21 protein-coding genes are annotated in these 26697 nt (G+C 70.7%); 11 read left to right on the top strand and 10 right to left on the bottom strand.

Annotated elements, in window-relative coordinates:
- Positions 1 to 13: 13 nt before the first annotated feature.
- The 7 genes from rpe to WG209_RS18545 form a co-directional block, all read right to left on the bottom strand.
- On the bottom strand, positions 14 to 700 hold the full coding sequence (gene rpe, locus WG209_RS18575; protein ID WP_337176576.1) for a ribulose-phosphate 3-epimerase: 687 nt from the start codon (positions 698 to 700) through the stop codon (positions 14 to 16).
- The gene (locus WG209_RS18570) at positions 697 to 1257 is read right to left on the bottom strand and encodes a hypothetical protein (protein ID WP_337176575.1); all 561 of its coding nucleotides are present in this window, start codon (positions 1255 to 1257) and stop codon (positions 697 to 699) included. Before WG209_RS18570 ends, rpe begins: the two co-directional genes overlap by 4 nt.
- Entirely contained in the window at positions 1254 to 1973 is a 720-nt protein-coding gene (locus WG209_RS18565) for a hypothetical protein (protein WP_337176574.1), read from the bottom strand. Before WG209_RS18565 ends, WG209_RS18570 begins: the two co-directional genes overlap by 4 nt.
- Positions 1974 to 1992: 19 nt before the next feature.
- The gene (locus tag WG209_RS18560; RefSeq protein ID WP_337176573.1) at positions 1993 to 2874 is read right to left on the bottom strand and encodes a tetratricopeptide repeat protein; all 882 of its coding nucleotides are present in this window, start codon (positions 2872 to 2874) and stop codon (positions 1993 to 1995) included.
- 107 nt (positions 2875 to 2981) lie between these two features.
- Positions 2982 to 4397 (bottom strand): hypothetical protein, encoded by a 1416-nt coding sequence (locus WG209_RS18555; RefSeq protein WP_337176572.1) that lies wholly within the window; start codon positions 4395 to 4397, stop codon positions 2982 to 2984.
- Positions 4398 to 4538: 141 nt separating this feature from the next.
- A complete protein-coding gene (locus tag WG209_RS18550) occupies positions 4539 to 5105 on the bottom strand; it encodes a hypothetical protein (RefSeq protein WP_337176571.1) in 567 nt (188 codons plus the stop codon).
- Positions 5106 to 5300: 195 nt separating this feature from the next.
- Positions 5301 to 6743, bottom strand: coding sequence for a hypothetical protein (locus WG209_RS18545; protein WP_337176570.1), 1443 nt, complete (start codon positions 6741 to 6743; stop codon positions 5301 to 5303).
- 282 nt (positions 6744 to 7025) lie between these two features.
- Here WG209_RS18545 and WG209_RS18540 point away from each other — a divergent pair, with 282 nt between their 5' ends.
- From WG209_RS18540 to WG209_RS18530, 3 genes are all read left to right on the top strand, one after another.
- Positions 7026 to 8303, top strand: coding sequence for a histidinol-phosphate transaminase (locus WG209_RS18540; RefSeq protein WP_337176569.1), 1278 nt, complete (start codon positions 7026 to 7028; stop codon positions 8301 to 8303).
- Between the two features lie 189 nt (positions 8304 to 8492).
- Complete coding sequence (locus tag WG209_RS18535) at positions 8493 to 9509, top strand: DUF1559 domain-containing protein (protein ID WP_337176568.1); 1017 nt, start codon at positions 8493 to 8495, stop codon at positions 9507 to 9509.
- 181 nt (positions 9510 to 9690) lie between these two features.
- Positions 9691 to 10902 (top strand): glycosyltransferase family 4 protein, encoded by a 1212-nt coding sequence (locus WG209_RS18530; protein WP_337176623.1) that lies wholly within the window; start codon positions 9691 to 9693, stop codon positions 10900 to 10902.
- 64 nt (positions 10903 to 10966) lie between these two features.
- On the opposite strand, the gene WG209_RS18525 is transcribed toward WG209_RS18530, so the two are convergent.
- Entirely contained in the window at positions 10967 to 11863 is an 897-nt protein-coding gene (locus WG209_RS18525; RefSeq protein WP_337176567.1) for an aldo/keto reductase, read from the bottom strand.
- Positions 11864 to 12021: 158 nt separating this feature from the next.
- Between WG209_RS18525 and WG209_RS18520 the strand changes: the two genes are divergently transcribed.
- The 3 genes from WG209_RS18520 to WG209_RS18510 all read left to right on the top strand — a co-directional run bounded on the left by WG209_RS18520 (position 12022) and on the right by WG209_RS18510 (position 14692).
- Positions 12022 to 12615 carry a riboflavin synthase gene (locus tag WG209_RS18520; RefSeq protein WP_337176566.1) on the top strand — a complete coding sequence of 198 codons (594 nt, stop codon included), beginning with the start codon at positions 12022 to 12024 and terminating at the stop codon, positions 12613 to 12615.
- 206 nt (positions 12616 to 12821) lie between these two features.
- On the top strand, positions 12822 to 13757 hold the full coding sequence (gene rsmA, locus WG209_RS18515) for a 16S rRNA (adenine(1518)-N(6)/adenine(1519)-N(6))-dimethyltransferase RsmA (RefSeq protein WP_337176565.1): 936 nt from the start codon (positions 12822 to 12824) through the stop codon (positions 13755 to 13757).
- Positions 13754 to 14692 (top strand): DUF1731 domain-containing protein, encoded by a 939-nt coding sequence (locus tag WG209_RS18510; protein ID WP_337176564.1) that lies wholly within the window; start codon positions 13754 to 13756, stop codon positions 14690 to 14692. Before rsmA ends, WG209_RS18510 begins: the two co-directional genes overlap by 4 nt.
- Positions 14693 to 14699: 7 nt before the next feature.
- On the opposite strand, the gene WG209_RS18505 is transcribed toward WG209_RS18510, so the two are convergent.
- On the bottom strand, positions 14700 to 15404 hold the full coding sequence (locus WG209_RS18505; protein WP_337176563.1) for an MOSC domain-containing protein: 705 nt from the start codon (positions 15402 to 15404) through the stop codon (positions 14700 to 14702).
- 848 nt (positions 15405 to 16252) lie between these two features.
- Here WG209_RS18505 and WG209_RS18500 point away from each other — a divergent pair.
- Positions 16253 to 17125 (top strand): inositol monophosphatase family protein, encoded by an 873-nt coding sequence (locus WG209_RS18500; RefSeq protein WP_337176562.1) that lies wholly within the window; start codon positions 16253 to 16255, stop codon positions 17123 to 17125.
- Between the two features lie 230 nt (positions 17126 to 17355).
- Here WG209_RS18500 and WG209_RS18495 read toward each other — a convergent pair whose 3' ends face one another.
- Positions 17356 to 18210 carry a Sir2 family NAD-dependent protein deacetylase gene (locus WG209_RS18495; protein WP_337176561.1) on the bottom strand — a complete coding sequence of 285 codons (855 nt, stop codon included), beginning with the start codon at positions 18208 to 18210 and terminating at the stop codon, positions 17356 to 17358.
- 127 nt (positions 18211 to 18337) lie between these two features.
- Here WG209_RS18495 and WG209_RS18490 point away from each other — a divergent pair, with 127 nt between their 5' ends.
- The 4 genes from WG209_RS18490 to WG209_RS18475 all read left to right on the top strand — a co-directional run bounded on the left by WG209_RS18490 (position 18338) and on the right by WG209_RS18475 (position 26674).
- Entirely contained in the window at positions 18338 to 20494 is a 2157-nt protein-coding gene (locus WG209_RS18490; protein WP_337176560.1) for a glycoside hydrolase family 32 protein, read from the top strand.
- A 101-nt stretch (positions 20495 to 20595) separates the two neighbouring features.
- Positions 20596 to 21867: an L-rhamnose isomerase gene (locus WG209_RS18485; RefSeq protein ID WP_337176559.1), complete on the top strand. Its 1272-nt coding sequence runs from the start codon at positions 20596 to 20598 to the stop codon at positions 21865 to 21867.
- A gap of 268 nt (positions 21868 to 22135) precedes the next feature.
- Positions 22136 to 23377, top strand: coding sequence for an L-rhamnose/proton symporter RhaT (rhaT, locus tag WG209_RS18480; protein WP_337176558.1), 1242 nt, complete (start codon positions 22136 to 22138; stop codon positions 23375 to 23377).
- Between the two features lie 51 nt (positions 23378 to 23428).
- Positions 23429 to 26674, top strand: a complete 3246-nt coding sequence (locus WG209_RS18475) for a family 78 glycoside hydrolase catalytic domain (protein WP_337176557.1) — start codon at positions 23429 to 23431, stop codon at positions 26672 to 26674.
- Positions 26675 to 26697 lie beyond the last annotated feature (23 nt).

The following is a 26697-nucleotide window of genomic DNA, read 5'->3' as shown; positions in this document are numbered from 1 at the left end:
GGGCGCCTCGCGGTCAGAGTCCCAGGGATCGGGCCAGGCGGGCCATGCCGGCGGTGGGGCCGTCGGCCGCGCCGTAGACGGACGAGCCGGCGACGAGCACGCGAGCCCCGGCCTCGACCAGCTCGGGGGCCGTCGTCGGGTCGACGCCGCCGTCGACCTCCAGCTCGCAGCCGGGGTTCACCTCGTCGATCATGTGGCGGACCTCGCGGACCTTCGATAGCGTCCGACGGATGAACGTCTGGCCGCCGAATCCGGGGTTGACGGTCATCACCAGCACGACGTCCAGGTCGGGGAGGATCTCGTCCAGCATCGCCGCGGGGGTCGCCGGGTTGATCGCCACGCCGGCCCCCAGGCCCAGCCCCTTGATGCGCTGGACCGTGCGGTGCAGGTGGAGGGCCCCCTCGACGTGGACGATCAGCGACGTGGAGCCGGCCTCGGCGAAAGCTTCGAGGAAGGCGTCCGGGTCGTGGATCATCAGGTGGGTTTCCAGCGGCAGCGTGGTGGCGGGCCGCAGGGACTTCACCAGCACCGGCCCGAACGTGATGTTGGGGACGAACCGCCCGTCCATCACGTCGACGTGGATCCGGTCGGCCCCGGCCGCCTCCACCTCCTTCACCTGCTCCGCGAGCCGCGACAGGTCGGCCGAGAGGATGGACGGGGCGATCTTGATGCGATTGTCGTCGTTCGGCCTGGCGGTCATCGGGAGGGCTCCGTGGACGCTTCGTCGTTCGGGGGCGAAACCAGTAGGGGGAGGCATCGGTTCAGGCGGTCGTAGGCGACCCTGGGGCTCACGACCGCCGGCTGCTCCCCGCGCTTGCCGTGGGAGACCCAGTTGCGGAAGCGGCGAACCTGGTTCACTTCCTCGATCAAGGCGGCGTCGAGCGGCTTGAACGGCTCCAGGACGGCGAAGAAGCTCCCCTCGCGGATGCGGTCCTTGGCCGCCTGGATCGCGTCGACGATGGATCGATGGCGAAGCCCCCCCTCCTCCAGGGCGATCTGATCCAGGACGGCCCGCCGGACGGTCGCCTCGAACACCGAGAACAGGACGACCACGGCGATGTCGTCCAGATGCCCGCGTCCGTTGGCGGCCGAGGCGACGACGGATTCCTTCTCAAGTTCGAAGAAATGCCGGTCGCCCTTCCAGGGTGGACTCTCCCAGGAGAGGTGATCCCACCACTTTTCGCCGATCCGTTCCATCCTCCGCAACGAGGCGAGGGCGTCCCCGTACCACCGCCAGGCGTCTTCCAGATCGTTCACGAGAACAAGTCCTGGAGCGCCGCCTGGAAGTTCTCCTTGTTCCACGCGCGGACGCCGCCGCCGTCGTCGACCATCAGCCAGAATCGGCTCGCGTCCGAGAAGGCCCTATGGAGTTCGAACCGCCCGAAAGCGCCGCTCATATCGACCCGTCCCTCGGAGCGGAACCCTTCCCGGCCGAAGCCGCCGATGCTCCCGACGACGTTCCTCCCGATCGGCCGAAGGTGGACGAAGCGGCCGGGCGCCAGGCCGATCCGCATCACCGCGACGCTGTACGGAGGCCATCCCTCCTCGTGGATCTCGACCTCTCCCACGTCGACCTTCAGGACGCTCAAGGCGTCCTCTTCGGCCAGCCATTGCTTGATCTGGGAGCAGAGTTCGGAGACGTCGCCCCGCCACGCCTCGATGTCCCCACGGCGGGCTTCCTCCGCGGCCGGGTCGCTGGCCTGGGCCGCCAGCCAATCCCGGAAGCCGAGCGAAGGCCGCTTCGCTCCCGGCCGCGCGGCTGACGCCGCGTCCGACCAGGCCTCGTCCTCCGTCGCGCCCCTGCCCAAAACTTGCGCCCCGAGAGTCGGCGCCGAGAAGACCACCCAGCCCCCCTCGGATATGGGCGTCGGCTGTCCGAGGGCGTGGATCGGCTTCTGGAAGACCGCGTCCGCCTGAGGATGGCGCGACCGGACGAGTTCCCTGGCGGACGCTCGGGTCTCTTGCGTGGACATGGGGATGCCTCGGTCGGGTTCACAGGGCGAACGACAGCCGGCGGCGGTACTCGAAGGCCAGCTCGGAATCCTCGGGGAGGAGCTGGAAGACGGCGAGCATGAGCTTGCGGGCCTCCTCGCCGGTGGCCTTGCGGTCGGTCTCCACGAGGTCCAGGGCGATCGCCAGCGCCTCCTCGTAGCGGGCGGCGGCGGCGAGGGCCTCGGCCAGCTTGAGCTTGAGCGCCTTGTCGCGCGGGGCGGCCTCGGCGGCGGCGCGGGCGGCGTCGACGTCGGTGCCGCCCTCGGACTGGGCCTTGAGGACCAGCTCCGCCTTGAGCTTCTCGGCCTCGGGCTCCAGGAAGCCGCGACGCTCCAGCTCCAAAACCGTCGCCCGGGCCTCGTCCACGCGCCCCGTCGCCAGCGCCAGCCGGGCCAGGCCGACGCGGGCCGCCGCCATCTCGGGGTCGAGCGTCAGCGCCTCGGAGAACCTCGCGCCGGCGGCCTCGGGGTCGGACGCCTCCAGCGCGCGGGCCTCGGCGACGAGCGTCTCGGCCTTCGAGGGGAGCAGGCGGTCGAGCCACTGGCGGATGAAGCCCTCGGACTGGACGCCGGTGAAGGCGTCGAGGATCTCGCCGTCGCGGACGCCGAAGACGGCCGGGATCGACCGCACGCGCAGGCTGGCGGCGACCTCGGGCGCGCGGTCGGAGTCCACCTTCGCCAGCACGAACTTGCCGTCGTACTCGCGCGCCAGCTTCTCCAGCAGCGGGCCCAGCATCTTGCACGGCCCGCACCACGTCGCCCAGACGTCGACCACGACCGGCACGGTCTTCGACCGCTCGACCACGTCGGCCTCGAACGTGGCGCTCGTGGCGTCCAGGATGTACGGGGAGGGGTCGGCCGGCGTGGCGGTGGGGTCGTTCATGGTCTCGATGGGTCGGGTGGAGGATGGGGGCGGTGCGTCCGTGAAGTTCATCATACGCGCGGCGACTCCGCGGGGAACACCCCGATGGATGTCCCCGCGGGAGGGCGCTACTCCGCCTCGGCGCGGGCTTCGTCCGCCAGCCGACGGACGGCGTCGACGACGACGTCCTGGACCCGGGGCTCGAAGAAGCCGACCATGGGGTTCAGGTCCCGGCTCCACGCCCAGAGCGTCACGCCGATCGCCTCGTGGCCCCCCTCGGCGACGACCTTCGCGGTCGGCAGGTAGCCGAAGCAGTCGTTGTTGTAGCCGGAGATCCACAGCCTGTCCGGGCCGAGGGCCTGGCGCAACAGCGTCGCGTACTCGGCGACCGGCTCCCCGGGCAGCGCCGCCAGCGTCAGGGAGTCGCCGAACCGCCAGACCGCTACGGGCGCCGTGTATCGGGTCGGCAGTTGCTCGCCCGCGTCCAGAACCTCCAGCATGTGCCGGGCCTGCCACGCCTGGAAGTTCGGGCGATCCCGGTAGGCCTCGATCTCCGCTCGCGAGAGCTGTCGCAGCGGCAGGTCGACCCGCGCGTGGGCGACTTGCAGGGGGCCGTCGACGGGGGCGAGCGGCCCGTCGAGGACCCGGCAGACCTCGCGGCCCAGCGCCTCGCCGTGCGTCCGGGCCTGCTCGATCGTCCCGCGAGGCTCCGGGTTGGCGTCGCCGCCGCAGCCGGCCAGGAACAGGGCCGTCGCGCCCGGGTGACGCTCCTCGACGACGGCGCGGGCGTAGCCGGGGTAGTCGGCGCTGATCACGTTCCCGACGCCGGCCGCCACCGCGTGGCAGGCGCAGCCGAAGACCACGGCCAGGGGCTTCCCCTCCGGCGAGTCGACCCGCAAGACGGGGACCACGTCGTCGACCGGGGCGTCCGGGTTGGGCGCCATGACGACCCCTTCCGGCCTCGGGAGCCGGCGACTGGTGGGGACGTCCGAGCGGCCGACCCCCCAGGAGAGCCGCGCCGGCCGTAGGTCGGCCAGGGCCCGCTCCACCAGGTCGACGAGCTGGTCACGCAGCCGATGGGTGTAGGCGACCGTCGCCTCCGCCTGCTCGGGCGTCATGTCCGGGTGGGCGACGTTGAGCTCCGGGCGCGGGTCCAGGCTGACGACCGGCCCGTTGTGCGTGTGCGACGCGTTGAAGATCAGCCGTTCGGGGGGCAGGCCGGTCCGCTCGGCGATCCGGCTCGTCACGGCGTCGGTGACGACCGCCGCCTGGAAGCCGACCAGGTCGGCCGCGACGATCACGGCTCGCCGGCCCCTCGCGTCCACAAGGGCCAGCGCGCGGGCCGACAGGTCGTCGGCAACCCCGTCGAACGCCCCGTTGCGATTGGTGTAGCCGAGCAGGATCGTCGGCCGCTCGGGCGTGATCACGGCCGTCGCCACGCCGGCCTTCCAGGGGGGCGTCCCGTCGTCGAATCCCCGAGTCGCCGGCACGCCGACGACCAGCATCGATATCCCGACCGTGATCGCCCGTCGGAGTCTTCTCATCATCGGTTCCTCAATCCCAAGCGGACGCCAGCATGCCGCGCCCCGCCGGGGGCCCAAACGCAAGCTCAGTAGCTCAATGCAGTAGGGGAAGCGAATGCGGTCGTCGGAAGTCGTCGGATCCGGGATCGCGCCAGCAGCGAGTTAGGACTCGTCCTTTATGTCCTCCAGGAACCAAACCGAGCTGGGCAGGTAGAGCTCGGCAGCCTCGATGATCCTAGGCTCGATCCGCACGACGCTGCCCTGCGGCGGTCCCCACAGCCGCTCCATCCGTTCGACGCACTCCCAGGCTGATCGCCCGCACAAGAAGAATTCGTCCACCGCGTCCGAATCGGCGTGCAGGGACATGAAGCGAGCCCCGAGCGTGCGAGCGATCGCGCGGAAGGCGAGCAGGTGCGCCCGTCGCAATGGCTCGATGGCGAGGAAGCCCCGCCACCTGCCCCCCGCGCGGACCCTCGCCGCCGTGGCAGTCACGCTCAGCAACAGGTTCCCCGGACCGTCGAAGCATCGCGGGCCTGGGCGCCGAGGGGATTCCGGGATGGCCACCCACGACCTTTGTGGGGGCCGGTAATTGTCCGGCTCCGACGCCAGCCAATATTCGCTCACCGCCACCGTCGCTTCGGTCGTGGCGTCGAGCCTCGTGAGGATTTCCCTCACATCCCGGGGGTCGGCCAGATCATGGTCGAGAAGCAAGTTGATCCTGGTACCCATCGCCCTCGCCGCTCCGGACGATTCCCGTCGGTTCTCCCAAGGCAGGAGCTTTTCGATTCGTGAGTGCTGTTAATTAAGAGGGACAGCCTCCGCCGCGCTCGCCGAGTGTTCCCCCCCCCCGCGCGAAGCCCGGGGGAGAGAACGCGGATCATGTTTTTGGATTGCGATCCGGCGCTCTCCGCCGGCCTGCCCCCGTCAGTCCTTCAGTTCGGAGAACAGCTCCATGAGCGTGGCGACGATCTTCTCGGACGCCTGGGGCTCGACGCGGTTGACGCCCAGCCAGGTCTCGTAGCCGCCCAGCTCGAAGTGCCGCGGGGTGGGGAGGTAGCCGTACGAGCCGTTGGCCAGCTCGATGGTGAAGGTCGACGGGAACGGGCTCCGCTCCCTGATCTCCAGGCCGGTCTCCGTGAAGACCTCGAACGGGATCGCGGCGACGCCGAGGTCGCCGATCCGGAACGCCTCGAGCATCACCGAGGCCTCCTCGGGGGTGTCGACCAGCATCAGCGTCCGCTCGGCGAAGATCCGCTCCAGGCCGTGGTGTTGCGGGGCGCCCTCGGGCTTGGCCAGGACCTCGCGGGCGTGGGCGACCTGCTCGGGCGTCGGCCGCCGTCGCTTCAGCGCCAGCTCCCGGCTCGCGGCGGCGAGCTTGAGCTTCGGGCGGAACTCCACGCCTTCATACGCCTTCGCCACCCGGGCGGCCAGGTCCTCGGCGACAATCGTCATCTTCTCGTAGGGGGCGTGGGGCTTCGCGGGGGGCGTCCCCTTCACGTCGATGTTGTTCACGTCGCCGCTGGTGCCGTTGGTCATGAACCCCACGAACGGCGGGTCTTGCAGCGGGTCGGCGCCCAGCAGTTCGCCGATCCGGCGGGCGAAGATGCCGAAGTAGTCCGCCGAGACGTGCCCGGACGGCACCCCGCCGACGTAGTGCAGCGAGTAGTTCGCCAGCAGCGCGACCGGGCGGCCGTCTGGGGTCCGCACCGCCAGGAAGGAGGCCTTCGGGTCGGTCGGCCCGGCGGGGCGGTCGATCTTGGGGTTCCGGCCGGGGTTCATCAGCGCGAGTTCCTCACCGCCGTACGGCGACGGGACGGTCTCGCCCGGCTTGAGCAGCCATCGACGGTTGAACAAGTGCTCCGGCGCCTCGATCGAGCCCCAGCCGACCTCCGCCGGCGCGAGGTTCCCCGCCGCCAGTCGGACGGCGTCGGCGATCCGAAGCGTCAGGAACCGCTGATACTCGGTCGGCGGGTCGTCGACGCCGAACGGGTCCTTCGACCGCCCGCTGGTGGCCGAGTGCGTGTGCGTGGCCGCGGCCAGGATGTTCCCCGCCGGGATCCCCGTCTTCTCCACGATGAGCGCGCGGGCCGCGTCGAACACCCCGCGCGAGACGCCCACGCTGTCGACGATCACGAAGGCGAGCTTCGTCTCGCCGTCGTCCAGCACGAGCGCCCGCGCGTGCAGCGGGTCGTGGACGTAACTGGCCGGCGGCGTGGTGAAATTGCCGACGATCGGGTCGTCCAGGAACGGCGTGACGTCCCGCGCCGCGGCGCCGGCGCGGAGGGGCCCCTCCGCGGCCGGCGCCGCGAGGGCGACGCCCAGCAGCGTCGCGAGTGCCATCGAGAATCGCGCGAGCGGAAGCATCATCGTTGAGTATCCCCGGGGTCTGGGTGGCGGTACGGGCCCGACGCCCCTCCACTTACGCCGAAAGGCCCGCCCCCCGCAAGCCTCCGCCACCGGCCGGGCCGGCGAAGCCGCGCGGGAAAGGGGGGGGCCACGCGCTTGATGAGCGGGGCGCGGGGCGCTACGATATTCGGTGGGGCGATGCCGTTCCCCTCCGGAACATCGTCGGGGCGTCGTCGATCCCGCTCCCCGGCTCGTCGGCCGCGCCCGTCGACGAGCGCCCGCCACATATGAACCGAGGTGGACGTGATCGGTCGGACGCCTGATCGTCTCAAGTTGGGCAGGCCCAGGGGGATCGACCTCGGGGGCTCCGCCCGCTGGCTGGAAGCCCACATGCGGACCGTCATCCGGCGGGGCCCGCTCACCCGCCGCGAGCAAGGGCTCGCCGATCGCCTCAAGCGGCTCAAGAGCGAGGCCGGCTCGCACTCCCCCAGCGCGCCGACCATCCTGAAGATGATCCCCGAGCTGCGGATGCGGGTCGACGCCTGCTTCCTGTCCAACCCCTACGCCACCGAGCTGTTCCTGGACCACCTCTATCGCGAGGTGATCCGGCCGGGGCGGCTCCGCAAGCTGCTGGAGTTCTACCCGTCGCAGAACCGCGTGATCGCGGGGAAGCTGGCGGGCGCCCTGGGCCTGCCGACCGAGCGGCTGTTCATCGGCAACGGCGCCATCGAGATCATCCAGGCCATCCTCCACCGCTTCACCGGCGAGAAGATCCTCGTCAACCTGCCGACCTTCTCCCCCTACTACGAGTTCGCCCGGCCTGACACCCGCGTCGTCCACCACGTCCTCCGCAAGGAGGACGAGTTCCACTTCGACGTCGGTGAGTACCTCCGGACGGTGCGCCGGGAGCGGCCGGACACCGTCGTCCTCATCAACCCCAACAACCCCGACGGCGGCTACATCCCCCACGCCAGGCTCCTCGCGATGCTGGAGGAGCTGCGCGACGTCCCCAACGTCCTGGTCGACGAGAGCTTCATCCACTTCGCCTGCGAGGGGGAGGGGTTCGACTACTTCACCCTGACGCGCGAGGTGGAGCGGTTCCCGAACCTGATGGTCGTCAAGAGCATGTCCAAGGACTTCGGCGTCGCCGGCATCCGCGCCGGCTACGCCGTGATGTCGCCGGGGCGGGTGAAGGCGCTCCTGGACACCGGCTACCTGTGGAACTCGTCGGGGCTGGCCGAGTACTTCTTCGACCTCTACTCCCGGCCCGAGTTCCAGTCCGACTACGAGCGCAAGCGGGTCCACTACGTCCGGCACTCGCGGCGGTTCTTCAAGGCCCTGACGCGCCTGCCGGGGGTCCACGTCTACCCGACGCACGCCAACTTCGCCCTGCTGGAGCTGCGCCGCGACGACATGACGGCCGAGGACCTGGTCTGCCGGCTGCTGGTCCGCCGCGGCATCTACACCCGCGCCTGCGACGACAAGAAGGGGCTCGAACCCGGCCGCTTCGTCCGGGTCGCCTCCCGAACCCGCTCCGAGAACCGCTACATCCTGCGGGGCCTCAAGGAAGTCCTGCGTTGAGCGGGGCGCGGTCGGCGGGCTTCCCGCCGCGCGTGGCCGAAAAACCGCCACGCGCGCCTCGGGGGTCTCCACGACCCAAGTCCTAAATTCATGCGATGTCGCTTGATGCGTCGTCGACGATCGACGGCGCGCGGGTTGCCCCAGGGGCCGGGCCTCCGAACAGCCCTTCAGGCCCCGAGGCACCCGGACATGAGACGCCCGCGCGGATTCACGTTGATCGAATTGCTGGTGGTGATCGCGATCATCGCGGTCCTGATCGCGCTGCTGCTCCCCGCCGTGCAGGCGGCCCGCGAGGCCGCGCGGCGGATCCAGTGCACGAACAACCTCAAGCAGATGGGCCTGGCGATCCAGAATTACGTCTCGGCGGTCGGCGCCCTGCCCATGACGCTGACGATCTCCGGGAGCGGGACGACCGTGAGGTGGACGAACTCTTGGGGGGCCCACGCGCGGATCCTGCCGTTCTCCGAGCAGGGGCCGATGTTCGACTCGATCAACTTCGCCGTCGACATGCAGACGCCGCCGAACGACACCGCGACGGGGATCGTCGTGTCGTTCCTGGTCTGCCCCAGCGAGGTCAGGCCGCCGGTGCGGCAGTCGACCCCGCCGTCGGCGATCGCCAACTACGCCTACTGCCAGGGGGATTGGTTCGTCTACGGCGGGCTCTCCGGCCCGACGAGGAACCGCGTCGCGTTCGGCGTGAACCAGAGCCGGAGCCTGGCCGAGTTCGTCGACGGCACGAGCAACACGCTGCTGATGTCCGAGGGGAAGGCGTACCAGACGTACTATCGAGACTGCCCGACCTTCAGCCTGGGCGACCCGAACAACGTCCCCGGGCCCGACGCCGACCCCCGCGTCGCGCTGCCGGAGTACGCCGGCGGCTGCCCCGTCCGGGTCGACGACGGCCGGACCCAGTGGTTCGAATCGGGCTCGCACCACAACGGCTTCACCACGGCCTGGCCCCCCAACAAGCGGACCCCCGGCGGCCCGGACGGGATGTATCGGGACGTCGACATCACGTCGAGCCGGGAGAAGCTGGGCCGGCCGACCTTCGCCGCCGTCACCGCCCGCAGCCACCACCCCGGCGGCGTCAACGCGCTGCTGGCCGACGGCTCCGTACGCTTCGTCAAGGACTCCATCAACGGCTGGACCTGGCGGGCGCTGGGGAGCGTCGCCGGCGGCGAGGTCGTCTCCGCGGACGCCTACTGAGCGGGCCGGCCGCGCGGCGTGGCCGGCCGTCGCGCGTCACGACCCGCGGGGCGCGGCCCGTATTGTGGACGGCGGGCGGCTGCTGCTAGAATCCCCCGGTGGGGGAGGGTAGGCCCCCGACTTGGCTCCCCGCGACAGGATGACGGCTTTGACGACCTCGCCAGGATCACGCTCCGCCTTGATGGAAGCTCGGGACGACATCCGGCCGATCCCGGCCTTCCTCACCCCGTTCTGGCCGTCGAACCTCGGCAGTAACGGGATCGCCTCGTACGTGGAACGGATGGTCGGCTACCTGCGCGCCCGGGGCGTCCAGCCCGTGGTCATGAGCCACCAGGTCGGCCCCCCTCGCCCCGGCGACCCGACCGTGATCAGGCTCCCGTCGCCCCCGACCGGATGGCGGCGGCTGCTCGGCATCGGTCGCCAGAGCGGGGCGTGGGACGCCATCGCGGCGGCGACGCGGGCCTCGGAGGCGCACGGCGCGAACCTGCTCCAGATGGAGGAGTCGCACGGGTGGGCGGCCCGCGTCAAGCCGCTCCTCTCCGTCCCCATGGTGGTCAGGCTGCACGGCCCCTGGTTCATCAACGGCGCGGCCAACGGCCGGTCCGGGGACGACGAGTCGCGCGCCCGGATCGCCGAGGAGCTGAAGGGGATCCTGGCCGCCGACGCGATCACGGCGCCGTCGCGGAACGTGCTGGAGCTGACGCGGGAGTATTACGGCGTCCCGCTGGAGAACGGCCTGGTCATCCCCAGCCCCGTGCCGGAGATCCCGGCGGAGCGGCGATGGCGGCTCGACGGGGCCGACCGGCGGACGATCGCCTTCATCGGTCGGTTCGACCGCCACAAGGGGGGCGACGTCATGATCGACGCCTTCGCCCGAGTCGCCGAGCGGCGCCCGGACGCCCGGCTCATCTTCGCCGGCCTGGATTCCGGCCTCGTCGACGACGACGGGCGGAGCTGGAACCTGCCCGACTACATCGCGGCGAAGGCCCCCGCGGCGGCCGACAGGATCGAGGTGCTGGGGAGGGTGCCGGCCGACAAGGTCGCCGGGCTCCGGCTCCGGGCGCTGGCGACCGTCATCCCCTCGCGCTACGAGAACCTGCCGAACACCGTGCTGGAAGGCTCAGCCTTCGGCGCGCCGATGGTCGCGTCCGACGCCGGCGGGATCCCGGAGATCGTCCAGGACGGGGAGTCGGCGCTGCTCGTCCCGCCGGGCGACCCGGACGCCCTCGCCTGCGCGCTCGATCGCCTGCTGGACGACCCGTCCCTCGCCGCGAGGCTGGGCGCCGCCGCCGCCGATCGCGCCTGGCGCGAGTTCCGGCCCGACGCCATCATCACCCGAACCCTGGAATTCTACGCCGACGTCATCGCCCGCCACGCCGCGTCCCGGCGCTGAGCCGACCGAGCGAGCGGGCGAGGATCGGCGGCCCGCCCCCCGCGAGGGGGACGGGCCCCCCGGCTCAGCCCTTGAGGGCGGAGATGGCGCCCTCGGTCCGCTTCAGGATGTCGTCGACCTGCTCGGTCGACTCAAAGCCGATGATGAAGGCGTCGACGGTCCCCAGGCCGAGGACGTACTGGAGCGAGGCGTCGATCCGGACGGGATCCTTGATGCGGCCCTCGCCCAGGATCTTCATGCCGATGACCCCCTTGCCGGCGGTGTGCATCTCCTCCAGCACGGAGGCGACCTCGTCGGGCTTCTTGTCGTCCATGACCAGCCCCTCGGGGTTGATCCGGGCGAGGTCGATCTCGACGAACGGCAGCTTGGCGGAGGTCCGCAGCGGGTCCATGCCGTGGCAGCTCGTGCCGTGGGCGCGGATCAGGCCCTCCTCCTTCGACTTCATCAGCTCTTCCATCGCGCCGGTGTGGTCGGCGTCCCAGCCCGACTTGGTCATGCAGTGCAGCAGCAGGATGTCGATGTAGTCCACGCCCAGCTCCAGCCGGTAGCGCTGGAGGTGGTCGCGCGTGGTGACGGCGTCGGTGGCGTGGGTCTTGGTCTGGATGACGTACTTCTCGCGGGGGACGCCCTTGAGCGCCTCGCGCAGGTAGACGTGCGAGCCGTACTGGTCGGCGACGTCGAACAGCGTGACGCCGTGGTCCAGGCAGTGGTGGACGAGCCTGGTGAAGCCCTTGACCCCCAGCTTGGTCTGGTTGCTGGACTGGCCGCCGCCGATCATCCCGGTCCCCAGGCCGATCAGCGAGGTCTCGATCCCGGTCTTGCCCAGGACGACGCGGGCCTGGGGCGAGGCGGGCAGGGCGTTCCTGGCGAACGCGGCGCCGGAGGTCCCGGCGGTCGCGGCGACGGCGGCGGCGGTCGCGGACGTCGCGAGGAAGTCGCGGCGGTTGAGGGCGGGCTTCATCGTGCGTTCTCCCGTTCGTTTCTGGCCTGTCGATCCGGGCGAGGCGGCGGAATCCGGCCGCCGGGGGTAGACCCCCGATTCTATCCCCGGCCGTCCGATGCTACCATGGAGAAGTCCGGCGCCCGCGAGGGGCGGCGAAAGCGGCGGGGGAGGTCGGCGTGTTCACCGGGCTGGTCGAGGCGATGGGTCGGGTCGAGTCCGTGGCCGAGGAGGCCGGCGGCAAGCGTTTCGCCGTGCGCTGGGACGGGCTCGACGCCCCCCTGGCGATCGGCGAGAGCGTGGCCGTCAACGGCTGCTGCCTCTCCGTGGTCGCCACCGAGCCGGGGCGGTTCGAGGTCCAGGCCGGGCCCGAGACCCTGCTCCGCACCAACCTCGGCGACCGCCGGCCGGGCGACCCGGTCAACCTGGAGCGCTCCGTCCGCGTGGGGGACCGCCTCGGCGGCCACATCGTCCAGGGGCACGTCGACGCCACGGCCACCCTCCGCGAGCGCCGGCCCGAGGGGGATTACGAGTTCCTCGCCTTCGACGTCGACCCCTTCTGGACCGCCCTGATGGTCGAGAAGGGCTCGATCGCGGTGGACGGCGTCAGCCTGACCCTGGTGGACGTCGGGCCGGCGGGCTTCTCCATCATGCTGATCCCCCACACGCTGGCCGTCACCACCCTGGGGACGCTCAAGCCCGGCGACCGCGTGAACATCGAGGCCGATATCCTGGCCAAGCACGTCCAGAAGCTCCTGAGCCAGGCCCGCTGAACTCACATAACGCCCTTCCCCCCTGGTGGGGGAAGGTGGCCCGAAGGGCCGGATGAGGGGGGGACGAGCGAGGCGGCCGTCGGAGGACGCGGGGGGCTCCCCGCCGCCGACGGCTCCCTCCAAGGTCGCGAATCCCGAAGCCCCGCGCTTTCTCTCCTCATCTAGCCCGCGTCAACGACCGCGGAAATCCGGGACGGCCGAAGCTCATGGAACGCCAGACCCAGTCCTATCTCCGCAAGCTGTTCGGCCGCCGGGGGATCTCGCCGCGGCATCGGCTGGGGCAGAACTTCCTCGTCGACCTGAACATCCACGATTTGATCGTGGAGCAGGCGGCCGTCGCCCCCGGCGACATGGTGCTCGAGGTCGGCCCCGGCGCGGGGGCGCTCACGTCGCTGATGGCCGGGCTCGGCGCCCGCGTGCTGGCCGTCGAGATCGACCCCGGCATGGCCGCCCTGGCGACCGAGGCCATCGGCGCGTACCCCAACGCGCGCGTCCTGAACGTGGACGCCCTGGCCTCCAAGCACGCCGTCCAGCCCGAGGTCCTGGAGATGCTGGCCCGCGGGCGCGAGGGCCGGCCGTACAAGCTGGTGGCGAACCTGCCGTACAACATCGCCACCCCGCTCATCATGAACCTGATGGTCGACGACGCCCACCGCCCCGCGCTGGCCGTCGTCACGATCCAGAAGGAGCTGGGCGAGCGCATGATGGCGAAGCCCGGCGACGCGGAGAACAGCGCCCTCTCGGTGATCCTCCAGGCGCTGGCCGACGTCGAGATCGCCCGCGTGCTGCCGCCGTCGGTCTTCTGGCCCCGCCCGAAGGTCGATTCCGCCGTCGTCGTCATCCGCCCCGACCCGGCCAGGCGCGAGGCCGTCGGCGACCTGGCGTGGTTCCACCGCGTCGTCCGCGAGGTCTTCCTCTATCGCCGCAAGGCCCTGCGCGTCGTCCTCGCGAAGCTCGCCCCCGAGGGCGTCGGCAAGCCCCAGGTCGACGCCCTCCTCGAATCCCTCTCCATCCCCGGCTCCATCCGCGCCGAGGCCCTGAGCGTCCCCCAGTGGATCGCCCTGGCCGCCGCCCTCCAGCAGAGCTGGGGCGACGTCAAGCCGACCGAGGAGGAGGCCGAGCCCGAGGCCGACGAGGGATGACCGCCGGGGATGGCGGGCCGGTGGTGATCGCGGGGGGGAGCGGCTTCCTGGGCGTCTCGCTGGCGACCCACCTCGCCGGACTCGGCCGGCCGGTCGTCATCCTCTCCCGCAACCCCCCGAGGGCCGCCGGCCCGTGGCGTCACGTCCCCTGGGACGCCCGAACGCTCGGCGACTGGCGGCGCGAGCTGGACGGGGCGGCGGGGCTGGTCAACCTCGTCGGCCGGACCGTCGATTGCATCAAGACGCCCGACCACCGCGACGAGATCCTCCGCTCGCGCGTCGAGGCGACTCGCGTGCTGGGCGAGGCCGTCCGGGCCGTCGCCGCGCCGCCGCCAACCTGGGTCCAGATGAGCACGGCGCACATCTACGGCGACCCTCCGCGCGTCGTCTGCGACGAGGATTCCCCGTTCGGTTGCGGCTTCGCCCCGATGGTCGGCCGGGCGTGGGAGGAGGAGTTCGCCGCCGGCGCGCTCCCCACGCAGCGCGGGGTCGTCTTGCGGACGAGCTTCGTCGTCGGCCGCGACCGAGGCGCGGGGGGCGGGGCGCTGTCGCGGCTGCGGACGCTCGTCCGTCTGGGCCTGGGCGGGACGGTCGGCCCGGGGACTCAAGGCATGAGCTGGATCCACGAGGCCGACATGAATCGGCTGTTCGAAAGGGCGCTCAACGATCCGGTGATGCGGGGGGCCTACATCGCCTCGGCCCCGAGCCCCGTCTCCCAGCGCGACTTCATGCGGGCGCTCCGCCGCGCCATCGGCATGCCCATCGGCCTGCCGGCCCCCGCCTGGCTGGTCCGCCTGGGAGCCCCGCTGGTCATGCGGACCGACCCGGAGCTGGCGCTTTATGGCCGGTACGTCGTATCCAGGCGGCTCCCCGCCGAGGGCTTCGCCTTCCGCTTCCCGGAGATCGACGGGGCGCTGAGGGATCTGCTCGCCTGACGCGACCTCAGGCCCCCGGCCCTTCCAGGCGCTTCGCCGCGTCGGGCTCGCCCCCGCGGTTCGCGCGCTTCCCGAGCGTGGCCTTCCAGTTTGCGGAGAGTTCGGCGACCGCGGCCAGGGCGGCGGCGGCTTCGAGGTCGGCCTTGTCCCGGTGCATGATCCGGTTGGCCCTGGCGATCGTCCATTCCGGGTTGGGGCGCTCGACCAACTCGACCGAATCGCCGGCCGCGACGAGGCCCGTCGTCAAGACGCGGAAGTACCATCCGGTGCGGCCGGTCTCCTGGGTGGTCAGCGCCAGCGACTTGAGCCGCCATCGCCGGGCGAGCTTCCAGCACGGCTGGCGCGGCTGCGAGACCTGGGCGACGGCCTCGCCGACGCGATAGACGTCGCCGATGCAGACGTCGGCCTCGTCCTGGCCGTCGATCGTGAAGTTCTCGCCGAACCCGCCGAAGCCCATTTCCGGCCGCCCCAGGTCCTCGCGCCAGGAAGGATAATGGGCCGCCGAGTAGCAGAGGACCGCCTTGTCGACCCCGCCGTGATGGACCCGATCGGCCTGGCCGTCGCCTTCCAGGTTGGTCGCCCCCAGCATGATCGGCCCCGCCACCGCCTCCTTGACGAAACCGCTATACCACGGCCGATCCATCGGATCCGCCGCCCCCTCCGTCCCCCGCTCCCGGGGCATCCCCACCTGGATCGACGCCAGTGTCGCCATCGGCCTCCCCTCGTTACGCGCGCTTCGACAGGCTGTCCCGGATGATTATAGGAACGGGCCGTGACAGGCCTCCCCGCTCCCCCCGCGGCGCGGTGGAAGACAACGCCAGGGGCACGCTCATTCCCCCTTCTCCCACGGGGGTGCCCTGTCGAAAACCCCGAGGGTGGGCGACGATGAGCATCCCTTCTCCCCTCGTGGGAGAAGGTGCCCCGGAGGGGCGGATGTGGGGGCGCGCGACCGGGAGGCGTCGGTGGGAAGTCCCTCGCGGGCCGGGCGACGAGGCGGCGGTCGCCCCCTCATCCGGCCTTCCGGCCACCTTCTCCCACGGGGGGAGAAGGGGGGATGGACGGCTCCTCGGCGTTGTTTTCGGGGAGCACCACGGAGGGAGAAGGGATGCTCGTCGTCGCTCATCCCAGGGTTTTCGACGAAGCGACACCAGGAGATGAGGGTAGCCCCACTTCCCGGGCGAAAATTGCGAAAGAGCGACGGGAACCTGAAATTTGCACCGCGAATCCGTGATCATGATCGTGGCGGTCTTTGACAATTTGGATGAACGGAACCGCGAAAGCCCGGTGGCAAGGCCCTGCCATGCCTCCCGGAGTCCTTCCGTCGTGGTAGCCGCGTCCCGCGCCTAGGCTGCCGGGGAGGCGTCCGGCCGAGGCGCCTAGGCCACGACGGGCTCCCGGAAAATCACTTCGAAATCGACGAACGAAGCCAATTTTCGGCGTCAAGATTCTGGCGTAAGGGTTGTTCGTGGATTGGGTTGCGTCGACGTGCCTCCGGGCCGCTCGCGCGCGAACGAAGCCAAACGGAGCCAACGGCCTGGCGGTATAATCGGGAGCGTGTTCGTGAGCCTGAGAGGGACCGGGAAGGGGGTGGCATTCGTGGACGGGTGGAAGGCGGAGTTGGAGGTGGCGGAGGCCGCGGCGAGGATCGGCGGCGGGGTGGCGGTCGGCTACTTCCAGGCGGGGCTGGCCGGGGACGTGAAGAACGCGGAGGGGGAGGGCTCCTTCAACATCGTGACGAAGGCCGACGTCGAGGCCGAGCGCGCGATCGTCGAGGTCATCAAGAAGGCGTTCCCCGGCCACGCCGTCTACGGCGAGGAAGGGCAGGGGGCCGCCGAGGGGGCCGACGCCGTCCTCTCCAGCGAGGACGTCTGGATCATCGACCCGGTCGACGGCACCAGCAACTACTTCCACGGCATCCCCCACTTCGGCATCTCCGTCGCCTACTACCACAAGGGGGAGGCGACCGTCGGCGTCGTCGGCAACCCGCTGCGCGACGAGTGGTACTCGGCGGTGAAGGGGGGCGGGGCGTATCACAAGGGGCGTCGCGCGAGGGTCGCGCCCACGGCGCGGCTGGACGAGGCGCTCGTCGGCTTCGGCTACTTCTACGACCGCGGCGCGATGATGTCGGCCACGCTCGACGCCTGCCGCGAGATCCTCCACCGCAAGAGCCACGGCCTGCGCCGCCTGGGCGCGGCGACGCTCGACCTGGCCTACGTCGGCGTCGGCTCGTTCGGCGCGTTCTTCGAATACGAGCTGGCCCCGTGGGACTTCGCCGCCGGCCGCCTGTTCGTCGAGGAGGCCGGCGGCCGCGTCACCACCTGCCACGGCGACCCCCTCCCCATGGCCAAGTCCAGCGTCCTCGCAACCAACGGCCTGCTCCACGACGAACTCGTCGCCATCATGGACGAGCATTTCCGGAAGGTTGATGAGTAGGAGGGGCGCGACCCTACCGGGCCGGTCCCTCGCGCGACGCGGGGCGGAATCACCCCTTCTCCCCTCGTGGGAGAAGGTGCCCCGGAGGGGCGGATGAGGGGGGCGCGACCGGTAGTCGTCGGATCAAGATCGCCCGCGGGCCGGCGGACGCGACGCTGGTCGCCCCCTCATCCGGCTTTCGGCCACCTTCTCCCACCAGGGGAGAAGGATGATTATTGTTGATTATTTTGTTATTTGTCCAATTTAAGGTCGATCGCCCGGATCGCCTCCAGCGCCCCCTTCGGGATCGAGATCGACCCGGCGGGGCCTTCCGGCTCGCGGGGGTTGACGCGGATCAGGGTCGCGGCGGGGCTGGTCGCCAGGCGCTCGCAGAAGTGGCGGACGGTCGGCACGGCGGTCCCCGCGCCGAACTCGACGACGGCGAGGCGGGCCCTGGACCGGAGGAGGCCGCCGAGCCACGCGCGATGGCGCTCGGCCTGGGCGTCGGTGACGGACGGGTCCCAGCCGCCGTCGCCGAACATGAGGATGTTCGGCCGGGCGAGCGAGCCGCAGCGCGGGCAGCTCGGCAAGACGCCGACGGCCCGCATCGTCTCCGGGTCGATCTCCACCGCCTGGCCCTCGGCGGGGAAGACGCCGACGCCGCATTTGGCGAGGCACTGCAAGGCGTCGATGGCCCCGTGGACCTCGTGGACGCGGTCGGCCGGGAACCCGGCGCGCTGGAACTGGCCGTCGACGTTCGACGTGTAGACGAACGCCCCTTCCTTCATGCGATCGGCCCAGCGTCGGAGGATCTGGAACCCCTCGTGCGGCGCGGTCGAGCGGTAGAGCCCCAGCCGGTGCCCGTAGAAGCCCCACGCCAGCCCGGGGTCGCGCCGGAACCAGGACGGCGAGGCCAGTTGCACGAAGTCGAGCCCGAGCCTGGCATACGGCGGGTAGGCGTTCCAGAAGCCCTCGCGGCCGCGGAAGTCGGGCAGGCCGCTGTCGACTCCCATGCCGGCGCCCGCCCCGATCAGCAGGGCGTCGGCCGTGGCGACGGCCTCGGCGGCGCGGGCGATCGCGTCGGGGGTCGGTGCTTCGGGGCTCATCGCGTGATCCTCGCGGTGGTGGGGATAATCGCCGCCGGGGGGACGTAGACGGCTTCCTCCGGCGCGGCCTTCGGTCTATCCTCGTGGGGTGCGAGTCCCCCCGAACGTCCCCGAGGAGCGGTCATTCATGCTTGCCACGCTGGTCCTGGTCGGCTCCCTGGCCGTCGCGACGACGGCCCAGGACGCGGCCCGTCCCGACGTCCTCGTCGCCGATTTCGAGGGGGACGATTACGGCGGCTGGAAGGCGACCGGCGACGCCTTCGGCGAAGCCCCGGCGCGGGGGACGCTCCCCGGCCAGATGCCCGTGGAAGGATACCTGGGCCGGGGCCTCGTGAACAGCTTCCGAGGCGGCGACGACTCCACCGGCGAGCTGACCAGCCCGCCGTTCAAGATCGAGCGATCGCACCTGAACTTCCTGATCGGAGGCGGCGGCTGGGCCGGCGAGACCTGCCTCGATCTCCTCGTCGACGGCCGGGTCGTCCTCACCGCCACCGGCCCCAACCGCGAGCCCGGCGGCTCCGAACGCCTGCGGTGGCTGAACTGGGACGTCTCCGACCTGCAGGGCAAGGAGGCGACCCTCCGCGTCGTCGACCGCCGCAAGGGGGGCTGGGGCCACGTCAACGTGGACCACATCGTCCAGACCGACGCCCCCAGGCTCGCCCGGGCCGCGTCCCGGTCGATCGTCCTGGAGAAGCGCTTCCTCCACATCCCGGTGAAGACCGGCGCGACCAAGCACCGGGCCCGGATCGTCGACGAGGACTGGGCGACCCTCCACGAGTTCGAGGACTGGGCGACCCTCCACGAGTTCGACGTCGAGCTGTCCGCCGAGCCCGACTTCCTCGCCTTCGTCGACCTCGACGCCCACCGCGGCAAGACCCTCGCGTTCGCGGTCGAGGAGCTGGATGACCTGAAGGCGCTGGAGAAGCTCGTTCAGTCCGACGACGTGCCCGACGCCGCTTCCTTATATAAGGAATCGCATCGGCCTCAGTTCCACTTCACCTCGCGCCGGGGCTGGCTCAACGACCCCAACGGACTCGTCTGGCGCGACGGCGAATACCACCTCTTCTACCAGCACAACCCGTACGGCTGGGGCTGGGGCAACATGCACTGGGGCCACGCCGTCAGCCCGGACCTCGTCCACTGGACCGAGCTTCCCATCGCCATTTATCCGCGCGAATATGGCGACTGGGCCTTCTCCGGCTCGGCGGTCGTCGACCACGGGAACACCAGCGGCTTCGGGAAGGACGGACAGGACCCGCTCGTCGCGGCCTACACCAGCACCGGGCGCGGCGAGTGCATCGTCTACAGCAACGACCGCGGCCGGACCTGGACCGAGTTCGACGGCAATCCCGTCGTCAAGCACGACGGCCGCGACCCCCGCCTGTTCTGGCACGCCCCCGGCAAGCACTGGGTCATGGCCGTCTACAGCGAAGGGAAGGACCGCCAGAGCATCGACTTTTACACCTCGCCGGACCTCAAGGCGTGGACCTTCGCCAGCCGGTCCGACGGATACTACGAGTGTCCCGACATCTACGAGCTGCCCGTCGACGGCGACCCGGACAACAAGCTCTGGGTGCTCTCCGCGGCCGACGGCCAGTACCGGATCGGGACGTTCGACGGCAAGGCGTTCACCCCGACCTCCGGCGCCGACAAGCTGACGACCTTCCACGGCAACTACTACGCCGCGCAGACGTACAGCGACGAGCCGAAAGGGCGTCGCGTGCAGGTCGGCTGGGGCAGGGGGGTCGAGTTCCCCGGCTCGGCCTTCAACCAGCAGATGGCGCTGCCCGTCGAGCTGACGCTGCGGACCACCGAGGACGGCCCCCGGCTGTTCGCCGAGCCGGTCGAGGAGCTGAAGTCGCTGCGGACGGGCTCGAGGGAGCTCGGCGGCGAGACGCTGGAGCCGGGCGCCGACAACCCGCTGGCCGGCGAGTCGGGCGACCTGTTCGAGATCGAGGCGGAGTTCCGGCCGGGCTCGGCGAAGTTCCTGGAGTTCAACCTGCGCGGGACGCCGCTGATCTACGACGTCGAGCGCCAGGACGTGGTCTGCAAGCAGGTCCGGACGTTCGTCCCCCAGGTGGACGGCGTGGTGCGCCTGCAAGTGTTCGTGGATCGGGGCTCGGTCGAGGTCTTCGCCAATCGGGGCCGGACGATGATCTCGGTCGCGGCGATCCCGGGCGACGAGGACCGATCGCTGGGGGTCGCGGCGGAGGGGGGGCCGGTCGAGTTGGAGAAGCTGACGGTCCACGCCCTGAAGTCGACCTGGACGTCGGAGCCGCGTTGAGGCCGGAGCCCCGCCGGCCCCTGGAAGGCGGGGACGGGTCGTGAGACAATCGTCGCCCGGGGCGAATCCATCGCCCCGACGACGCAGGAAGGAAGACGAGCATGCCCTCTCCGAGCAAGAACGTGGACCAGGCGTTCGCCCTGGCGAAGGACCGCTACGCCGAGATCGGCGTGGACGTCGAGAAGGCCCTGGACAGGCTTTCGAAGATCCCCATCTCGCTGCACTGCTGGCAGGGGGACGACGTCGGCGGCTTCGAGAACACCGGCGAGGCGCTGGGCTCCGGCCTGGCCGTCACCGGCAATTATCCCGGCAAGGCCCGCACCGCCGACGAGCTGCGCCAGGACCTGGACAAGGCCCTGTCGCTGATCCCCGGCACGCACCGGCTGAACCTGCACGCCAGCTACGCCGAGACCGGCGGCAAGAAGGTCGACCGCGACGCCCTGGAGCCCGCCCACTTCCGAAGCTGGATCGACTGGGCGAAGGGGAAGGGGATGGGGATGGACTTCAACCCCACCTACTTCTCCCACCCCAAGGCGGCCGACGGCTGGACCCTGGCCCACCCCGACAGGGGGATCCGCCAGTTCTGGATCGACCACGGGATCGCCTGCCGAAAGATCGGCGCGGCGATGGGCGAGGCGTTGGGGACTCCGTGCGTCACCAACGTCTGGATCCCCGACGGCATGAAGGACCAGACCGTCGACCGTCGCGGCCCCCGCGAGCGGCTGGCCGGGGCCCTCGACGAGGTCTTCAAGGCCGAGATCGACCCGAGGTTCAACCGCGACGCCGTCGAGGGGAAGCTGTTCGGGATCGGCTCGGAGACCTACGTCGTCGGCATGCACGAGTTCTACCTCGGCTACGCCATCTCCCGGAAGAAGATCTTCACGATCGACTCCGGCCACTACCACCCGACCGAGGTCGTCGCCGACAAGCTGTCGTCGGCGCTGACCTACGTCGACGAGGTCCTGATGCACGTCAGCCGCGGCGTCCGCTGGGACAGCGACCACGTCGTCCTGCTGACCGACGACATCGAGCTGATCGCCCAGGAGCTGGTCCGGGGCGACTACCTCGACCGCGTCCACATCGGCCTGGACTTCTTCGACGCCAGCATCAACCGCGTCGCCGCCTGGGTCATCGGCACCCGCTCGATGATCAAGGCCCTGCTCCTCGCCCTGCTGGAGCCGATCGACGCCCTGCGGAAGTACGAGGCCGAGGGCGACTACACCTCCCGCCTCGCCGTCCTGGAGGAGCTGAAGACCCTCCCCTTCGGCGCGGTGTGGGACCACTACGTCCAGTCCCGAGGCATCCCCGTCGGCCGGGGCTGGCTCGACGACGTCAAGCGCTACGAGGCCGACGTCCTGAGCGGGCGCGGCTGAGGCCGGCCGGCCTGGCGCGGCGCGAGCCGAACGCCATCGACGACTTCCCTTCTCCCCTCGTGGGAGAAGGTGCCCCGGAGGGGCGGATGAGGGGGCGCGCGACCGGCGGCCTGGCCCTTCCCCCTCATCCGGCCTTCGGCCACCTTCTCCAACCAGGGGAGAAGGGGGGAGGCTTCCGGGTTCGCCCCGCCGGCGAGGCGAACCGCCGTCGATCAACATCTTCAAACCACCCCCCATCCCGTAGACCCAAGGCCCACCCCGACCTCCCATGAACTCGAACCCCAACCCCTTCCTCGGCCTGATCTACCACTGGCTGGGCGGCCTGGCCTCCGGGAGCTTCTACGTCCCGTTCCGGTTCGTGCGCAACTGGTCCTGGGAGACCTACTGGCTGACCGGCGGCGTCTTCAGCTGGATCATCGCGCCGTGGCTGTTCGCGTCGCTCCAGACCAACGACCTGCTGGACGTGCTGAGCGAGACGCCGGCCCGGACGCTGGCGCTGACGTACCTCTTCGGCGTCCTCTGGGGCATGGGGGGGCTGACGTTCGGCCTGACGATGCGCTACCTGGGCATGTCGCTGGGCATGGCCGTCGCGCTCGGCTATACGGCGGCGTTCGGGACGATGGTCCCGCCGATCGTCAAGGGCGAGCTGATGACCAAGATCCTGCCCACGCTCTCGGGCCAGGTCGTCGTCTTCGGCGTGCTCGTCTGCCTCGCCGGCATCGCCGTCGCGGGCATGGCCGGGATGTCGAAGGAGCGCGAGATGTCCGAGGAGGCCAAGAGGGCCTCGATCCAGGAGTTCAACTTCAAGAAGGGCCTGGCCGTCGCCACCTTCTCGGGCGTGATGAGCGCCTGCTTCGCCTTCGGCCTCGACGCCAGCGGGCCGATCAAGGAACTCACGAGGAGGCACGGCACCGACGACCTCTGGAGCGGCCTGCCGTCGCTGGTTGTCATCCTGGCCGGCGGCTTCACCACCAACTTCCTGTGGTGCGCGTTCCTCCACTGGAAGAACGGCTCGGCCCACCAGTACCTCAGCCCCGTCGCCCGGCCCGAGGCCGGCACGACCGGCCGGGACGAGATCCTGGAGAACCCGACCGACGCCCCGGCCGAGGAGGCCGCCCTCCAGGCGCCGGGCCTCGCCCCGACGCCCGAGGCCGACGCCGACCGCCGCGTGCCGCTGCTGTCCAACTACTTCTTCAGCGCCCTGGCCGGCGTCACCTGGTACTTCCAGTTCTTCTTCTACACGATGGGCGAGACGAAGATGGGGGAGGACTACAAGTTCTCCAGCTGGACGCTCCACATGGCCAGCATCATGATCTTCAGCACCCTCTGGGGGATCGCCCTGAAGGAGTGGACCGGGACCAGCGCCCGGACCAAGCGGCTGGTGGCCCTGACGCTGGCCGTGCTCATCGGGTCGACCGTCATCATCGGCTGGGGCAATTCCTTGGCCCCCGCCGAGCAGGCCGAGGCGGCACCCCCGACCGCCGAGGCCCCCGCCGAGCCCGGCGCCTGACGCGCCCCGGCCCGCATCCCTCCCGGGAGACGATAGGAAAGGAATCGGACCATGTTGAAGCGTAGATTCGGACTGGCCCCGCTCGCCGCCGCCCTCGGCGTCGTCGCGGCGTCGTCCGCCATGGCGCAACCGGCGCCCGCCCCGGCCTTCGCGCCGGACTACCTCCGCGTGGAGGCCAAGGTGAATCCGCTGGGGGTCGAGGCGACCAACCCCCGGCTGAGCTGGATCGTCGCCTCGTCCCGCCGCGGCGAGGTCCAGTCGGCCTATCAGGTCGTCGTCTCCTCCGACGAGGCCAGGCTGGCCGCCGACGAGGGGGATCTGTGGGACTCGGGCAAGATCCGGAGCGACGAGACCACCGGCGTCCCCTACGCCGGCGCCCCGCTCAAGAGCGGCCAGAAGGCCTTCTGGAAGGTCCGCCTCTGGGACGGCGGCGACCAGCCGTCCGCCTGGAGCGCCCCGGCCTCCTGGACGGTGGGCCTGCTCGAGGCGTCGGACTGGAAGGCCCAGTGGATCGGCCATGACGCCGCCCGCGACGACCAGGCCGCGGCCGTCGACGCCGACTTCGGCGCCGGCAAGTGGATCTGGCACGCCGACGACAAGGGCCCCGACAAGCCCAAGGCCAACCGCCTGTTCGTCACGGAGTTCGACATCCCGGCCGACTCCCCCATCGCCGAGGCGACCCTCCTCACCGCCGCCGACGATTCGAACCGCTACACCATCAACGGGCAGCTGATCGCCGCCGGCACCAGCTTCAAGGTGCCGATGCAGGTCGACGCCCTCCGCGCCGTCAAGCCGGGCAAGAACACGATCCGCGCCGAGGTCGAGAACACCAGCGTCGGCCCCGCCGGCCTGATCGCCCGGCTGACCGTCAAGCTCCAGGACGGCCGCGTGGTCGAGAACGTCACCGACGCCTCCTGGAAGTCGATCGCCGGCCCCGGCGAGAACTGGCACAGCCGCGAGATCGCGCTGGAAGGCCTGCCGGCCGCCGAGGTCGTCGCGAACCACGGCGACGCCCCCTGGGGCAAGCTCACCGTCACCAACCTGGTCCTCCCCAAGCCGTCGCTGCTCCGCGCCGAGTTCCAGGTCGCCAAGCCCGTCAAGCGGGCCACCGTCTACACGACCGCCCTGGGCATCCACGACGTCCACCTCAACGGGACCCGGATCTCCGACGACCTCTTCAACCCCGGCTGGACCGACTACACCAAGCGCGTCCTCTACCGGACGTACGACGTCACCCCGCTGCTGCTCCAGGGCCCCAACGCCATCGGCGCCATCCTGGCCGACGGCTGGTACAGCGGCTACGTCGGCTTCGGCAAGATCCGCGACCACTACGGCAAGAAGACCCGCGTCAAGACGCAGCTCGTCGTCGAGTACGCCGACGGCTCGTCCGACGTGATCGCCACCGGCCCCGACTGGAAGGCCGCCACCGGCCCGTTCCTGGAGGCCGACTTCCTCATGGGCGAGACCTACGACGCCCGCCTGGAGAAGACTGGCTGGGACCGCGCGGGGTATGACGCCTCGGCGTGGGCGGCCGTCGACACGGGCGCCGAGATGGACCCGGCCGTCGAGGCGCACGTCGGCCCGCCGGTCGTGGTCTTCCAGGAACTCCCGGCCAGGACGATCACCGAGACCGCGCCGGGCGTGTACGTCGTCGACTACGGCCAGAACTTCGCCGGCGTCCCCCGCCTGCGGCTCCGCGGCGAGCCCGGCCAGGCGATCACGCTGCGGTTCGCCGAGCGGCTCAACCCCGACGGCTCCATCTACACGACGAACCTCCGCGAGGCCCGCTGCGTCGACACCTACATCTGCAAGGGGACCGGCGAGGAGGAAGTCTGGACCCCCCGGTTCACCTTCCACGGCTATCAGTACATGGAGGTCTCCGGCCTGAAGGCGCCGCCGGCCGCCGACACGATCGTCGGCCTGGCGATCGCCAGCGACACGCCCGTCGTCGGCCGGTTCGAATCGTCCGACGCGATGCTGAACCAGCTCCACAGCAACATCGTCTGGACCCAGCTCGCCAACTTCATCGACATCCCGACCGACTGCCCCCAGCGTGACGAGCGGCTCGGCTGGACGGGCGACGCGCAGGTCTACATCAAGACGGCCTCGCTCAACGCCGACGTCCAGGCGTTCTTCGACAAGTGGCTCGTCGACCTGACCGACGGCCAGCGCGCCGACGGCCAGTTCCCGATGGTCGCGCCGGTGAAGGTCGCCGGCGACGACGGCGGGCCCGCCTGGGCCGAGGCCGGCGTCGTCTGCCCCTGGACCGTCTACCAGGTCTACAACGACAGGCCGCTGCTCGAGCGCCAGTACCCGTCGATGACCCGGTACGTCGACTTCCTGGTCAACCGGAGCACGCCAGACCTGCTGCCGCCGGAGAAGTACCACGCCTTCGGCGACTGGCTGAGCATCGGCGCCGACACGCCCAAGGACGTCATCTACACCGCCTACTTCGCCCTGGCCGCCCGGCTGACCTCCCAGGCCGCCGCCGTGCTGGGCAAGGATGACGACGCGAGGAAGTACGCCGACGTCTACGAGAAGGTGAAGGCGTCGTTCAACAAGGCCTACGTCGGCGAGGACGGGGTCATCACCGGGGACACCCAGGCGTGCTACGTCCTGGCCCTGTCGAACGACCTCGTCGACGGCGAGAAGGCCAGGCAGGCCGCCGACCTGCTGGTGAAGCGGATCGAGGACAAGGGCTGGCACCTCTCGACCGGCTTCATCGGCACCAAGGACCTGATGCTGGTCCTCTCGAAGATCGGCCGCCACGACGTCGCGTACCGGCTCCTGTTCAACGACACGTTCCCCTCGTGGGGCTTCTCCATCCGGCACGGCGCCACCAGCATCTGGGAGCGCTGGGACGGCTGGACCCCGGAGAAGGGGTTCCAGGATCCGGGCATGAACTCGTTCGCGCACTACTCCTTCGGCGCGGTCTACGGCTGGATGGTCGAGAACATCGGCGGCATCCACGCGGCGGACGTCGCCTACAAGAAGATCGTGATCGAGCCCCAGTTCACCGACCGGCTGACGTTCGCGACGACCTCGTACCGGAGCATCCGCGGCGAGATCGCCGTGACCTGGACGCGCGGCGCGAACAGCGTCATGGGCGTCGACGTCACGATCCCGGCCAACACGACCGCCAGGGTCGTGCTCCCCGTCGCCGACCCGGCCGCCGTCGCCGAGGGCAGCGTGCCGCTGGCCCAGGCCCAGGGCGTGACCAGGGCCGTCGCCGAGGGGGGCAAGACCGTCGCCGAGATCGGCTCCGGCCGCTACGTCTTCTCCTTCGCCGCCCCCTGACCCCGCGAGTCGGGGGGGGGGCG

Source organism: Paludisphaera sp., assembly GCF_037189885.1.
Classification (GTDB): domain Bacteria; phylum Planctomycetota; class Planctomycetia; order Isosphaerales; family Isosphaeraceae; genus Paludisphaera.
Note: the sequence above shows the minus strand (reverse complement) of the source record. Positions and strands in the feature narration are given on the sequence as shown.

What these genes read in the sequence shown, in the direction of transcription:
- rpe (WP_337176576.1), bottom strand. Translation starts at nt 700, where the DNA reads ATGACCGCCAGGCCGAACGACGACAATCGCATCAAGATCGCCCCGTCC.
- WG209_RS18565 (WP_337176574.1), bottom strand. Translation starts at nt 1,973, where the DNA reads ATGTCCACGCAAGAGACCCGAGCGTCCGCCAGGGAACTCGTCCGGTCG.
- WG209_RS18560 (WP_337176573.1), bottom strand. Translation starts at nt 2,874, where the DNA reads ATGAACGACCCCACCGCCACGCCGGCCGACCCCTCCCCGTACATCCTG.
- WG209_RS18555 (WP_337176572.1), bottom strand. Translation starts at nt 4,397, where the DNA reads ATGAGAAGACTCCGACGGGCGATCACGGTCGGGATATCGATGCTGGTC.
- WG209_RS18550 (WP_337176571.1), bottom strand. Translation starts at nt 5,105, where the DNA reads ATGGGTACCAGGATCAACTTGCTTCTCGACCATGATCTGGCCGACCCC.
- WG209_RS18545 (WP_337176570.1), bottom strand. Translation starts at nt 6,743, where the DNA reads ATGATGCTTCCGCTCGCGCGATTCTCGATGGCACTCGCGACGCTGCTG.
- WG209_RS18535 (WP_337176568.1), top strand. Translation starts at nt 8,493, where the DNA reads ATGAGACGCCCGCGCGGATTCACGTTGATCGAATTGCTGGTGGTGATC.
- WG209_RS18530 (WP_337176623.1), top strand. Translation starts at nt 9,691, where the DNA reads ATGGAAGCTCGGGACGACATCCGGCCGATCCCGGCCTTCCTCACCCCG.
- WG209_RS18525 (WP_337176567.1), bottom strand. Translation starts at nt 11,863, where the DNA reads ATGAAGCCCGCCCTCAACCGCCGCGACTTCCTCGCGACGTCCGCGACC.
- rsmA (WP_337176565.1), top strand. Translation starts at nt 12,822, where the DNA reads ATGGAACGCCAGACCCAGTCCTATCTCCGCAAGCTGTTCGGCCGCCGG.
- WG209_RS18510 (WP_337176564.1), top strand. Translation starts at nt 13,754, where the DNA reads ATGACCGCCGGGGATGGCGGGCCGGTGGTGATCGCGGGGGGGAGCGGC.
- WG209_RS18505 (WP_337176563.1), bottom strand. Translation starts at nt 15,404, where the DNA reads ATGGCGACACTGGCGTCGATCCAGGTGGGGATGCCCCGGGAGCGGGGG.
- WG209_RS18495 (WP_337176561.1), bottom strand. Translation starts at nt 18,210, where the DNA reads ATGAGCCCCGAAGCACCGACCCCCGACGCGATCGCCCGCGCCGCCGAG.
- WG209_RS18490 (WP_337176560.1), top strand. Translation starts at nt 18,338, where the DNA reads ATGCTTGCCACGCTGGTCCTGGTCGGCTCCCTGGCCGTCGCGACGACG.
- WG209_RS18485 (WP_337176559.1), top strand. Translation starts at nt 20,596, where the DNA reads ATGCCCTCTCCGAGCAAGAACGTGGACCAGGCGTTCGCCCTGGCGAAG.
- rhaT (WP_337176558.1), top strand. Translation starts at nt 22,136, where the DNA reads ATGAACTCGAACCCCAACCCCTTCCTCGGCCTGATCTACCACTGGCTG.
- WG209_RS18475 (WP_337176557.1), top strand. Translation starts at nt 23,429, where the DNA reads ATGTTGAAGCGTAGATTCGGACTGGCCCCGCTCGCCGCCGCCCTCGGC.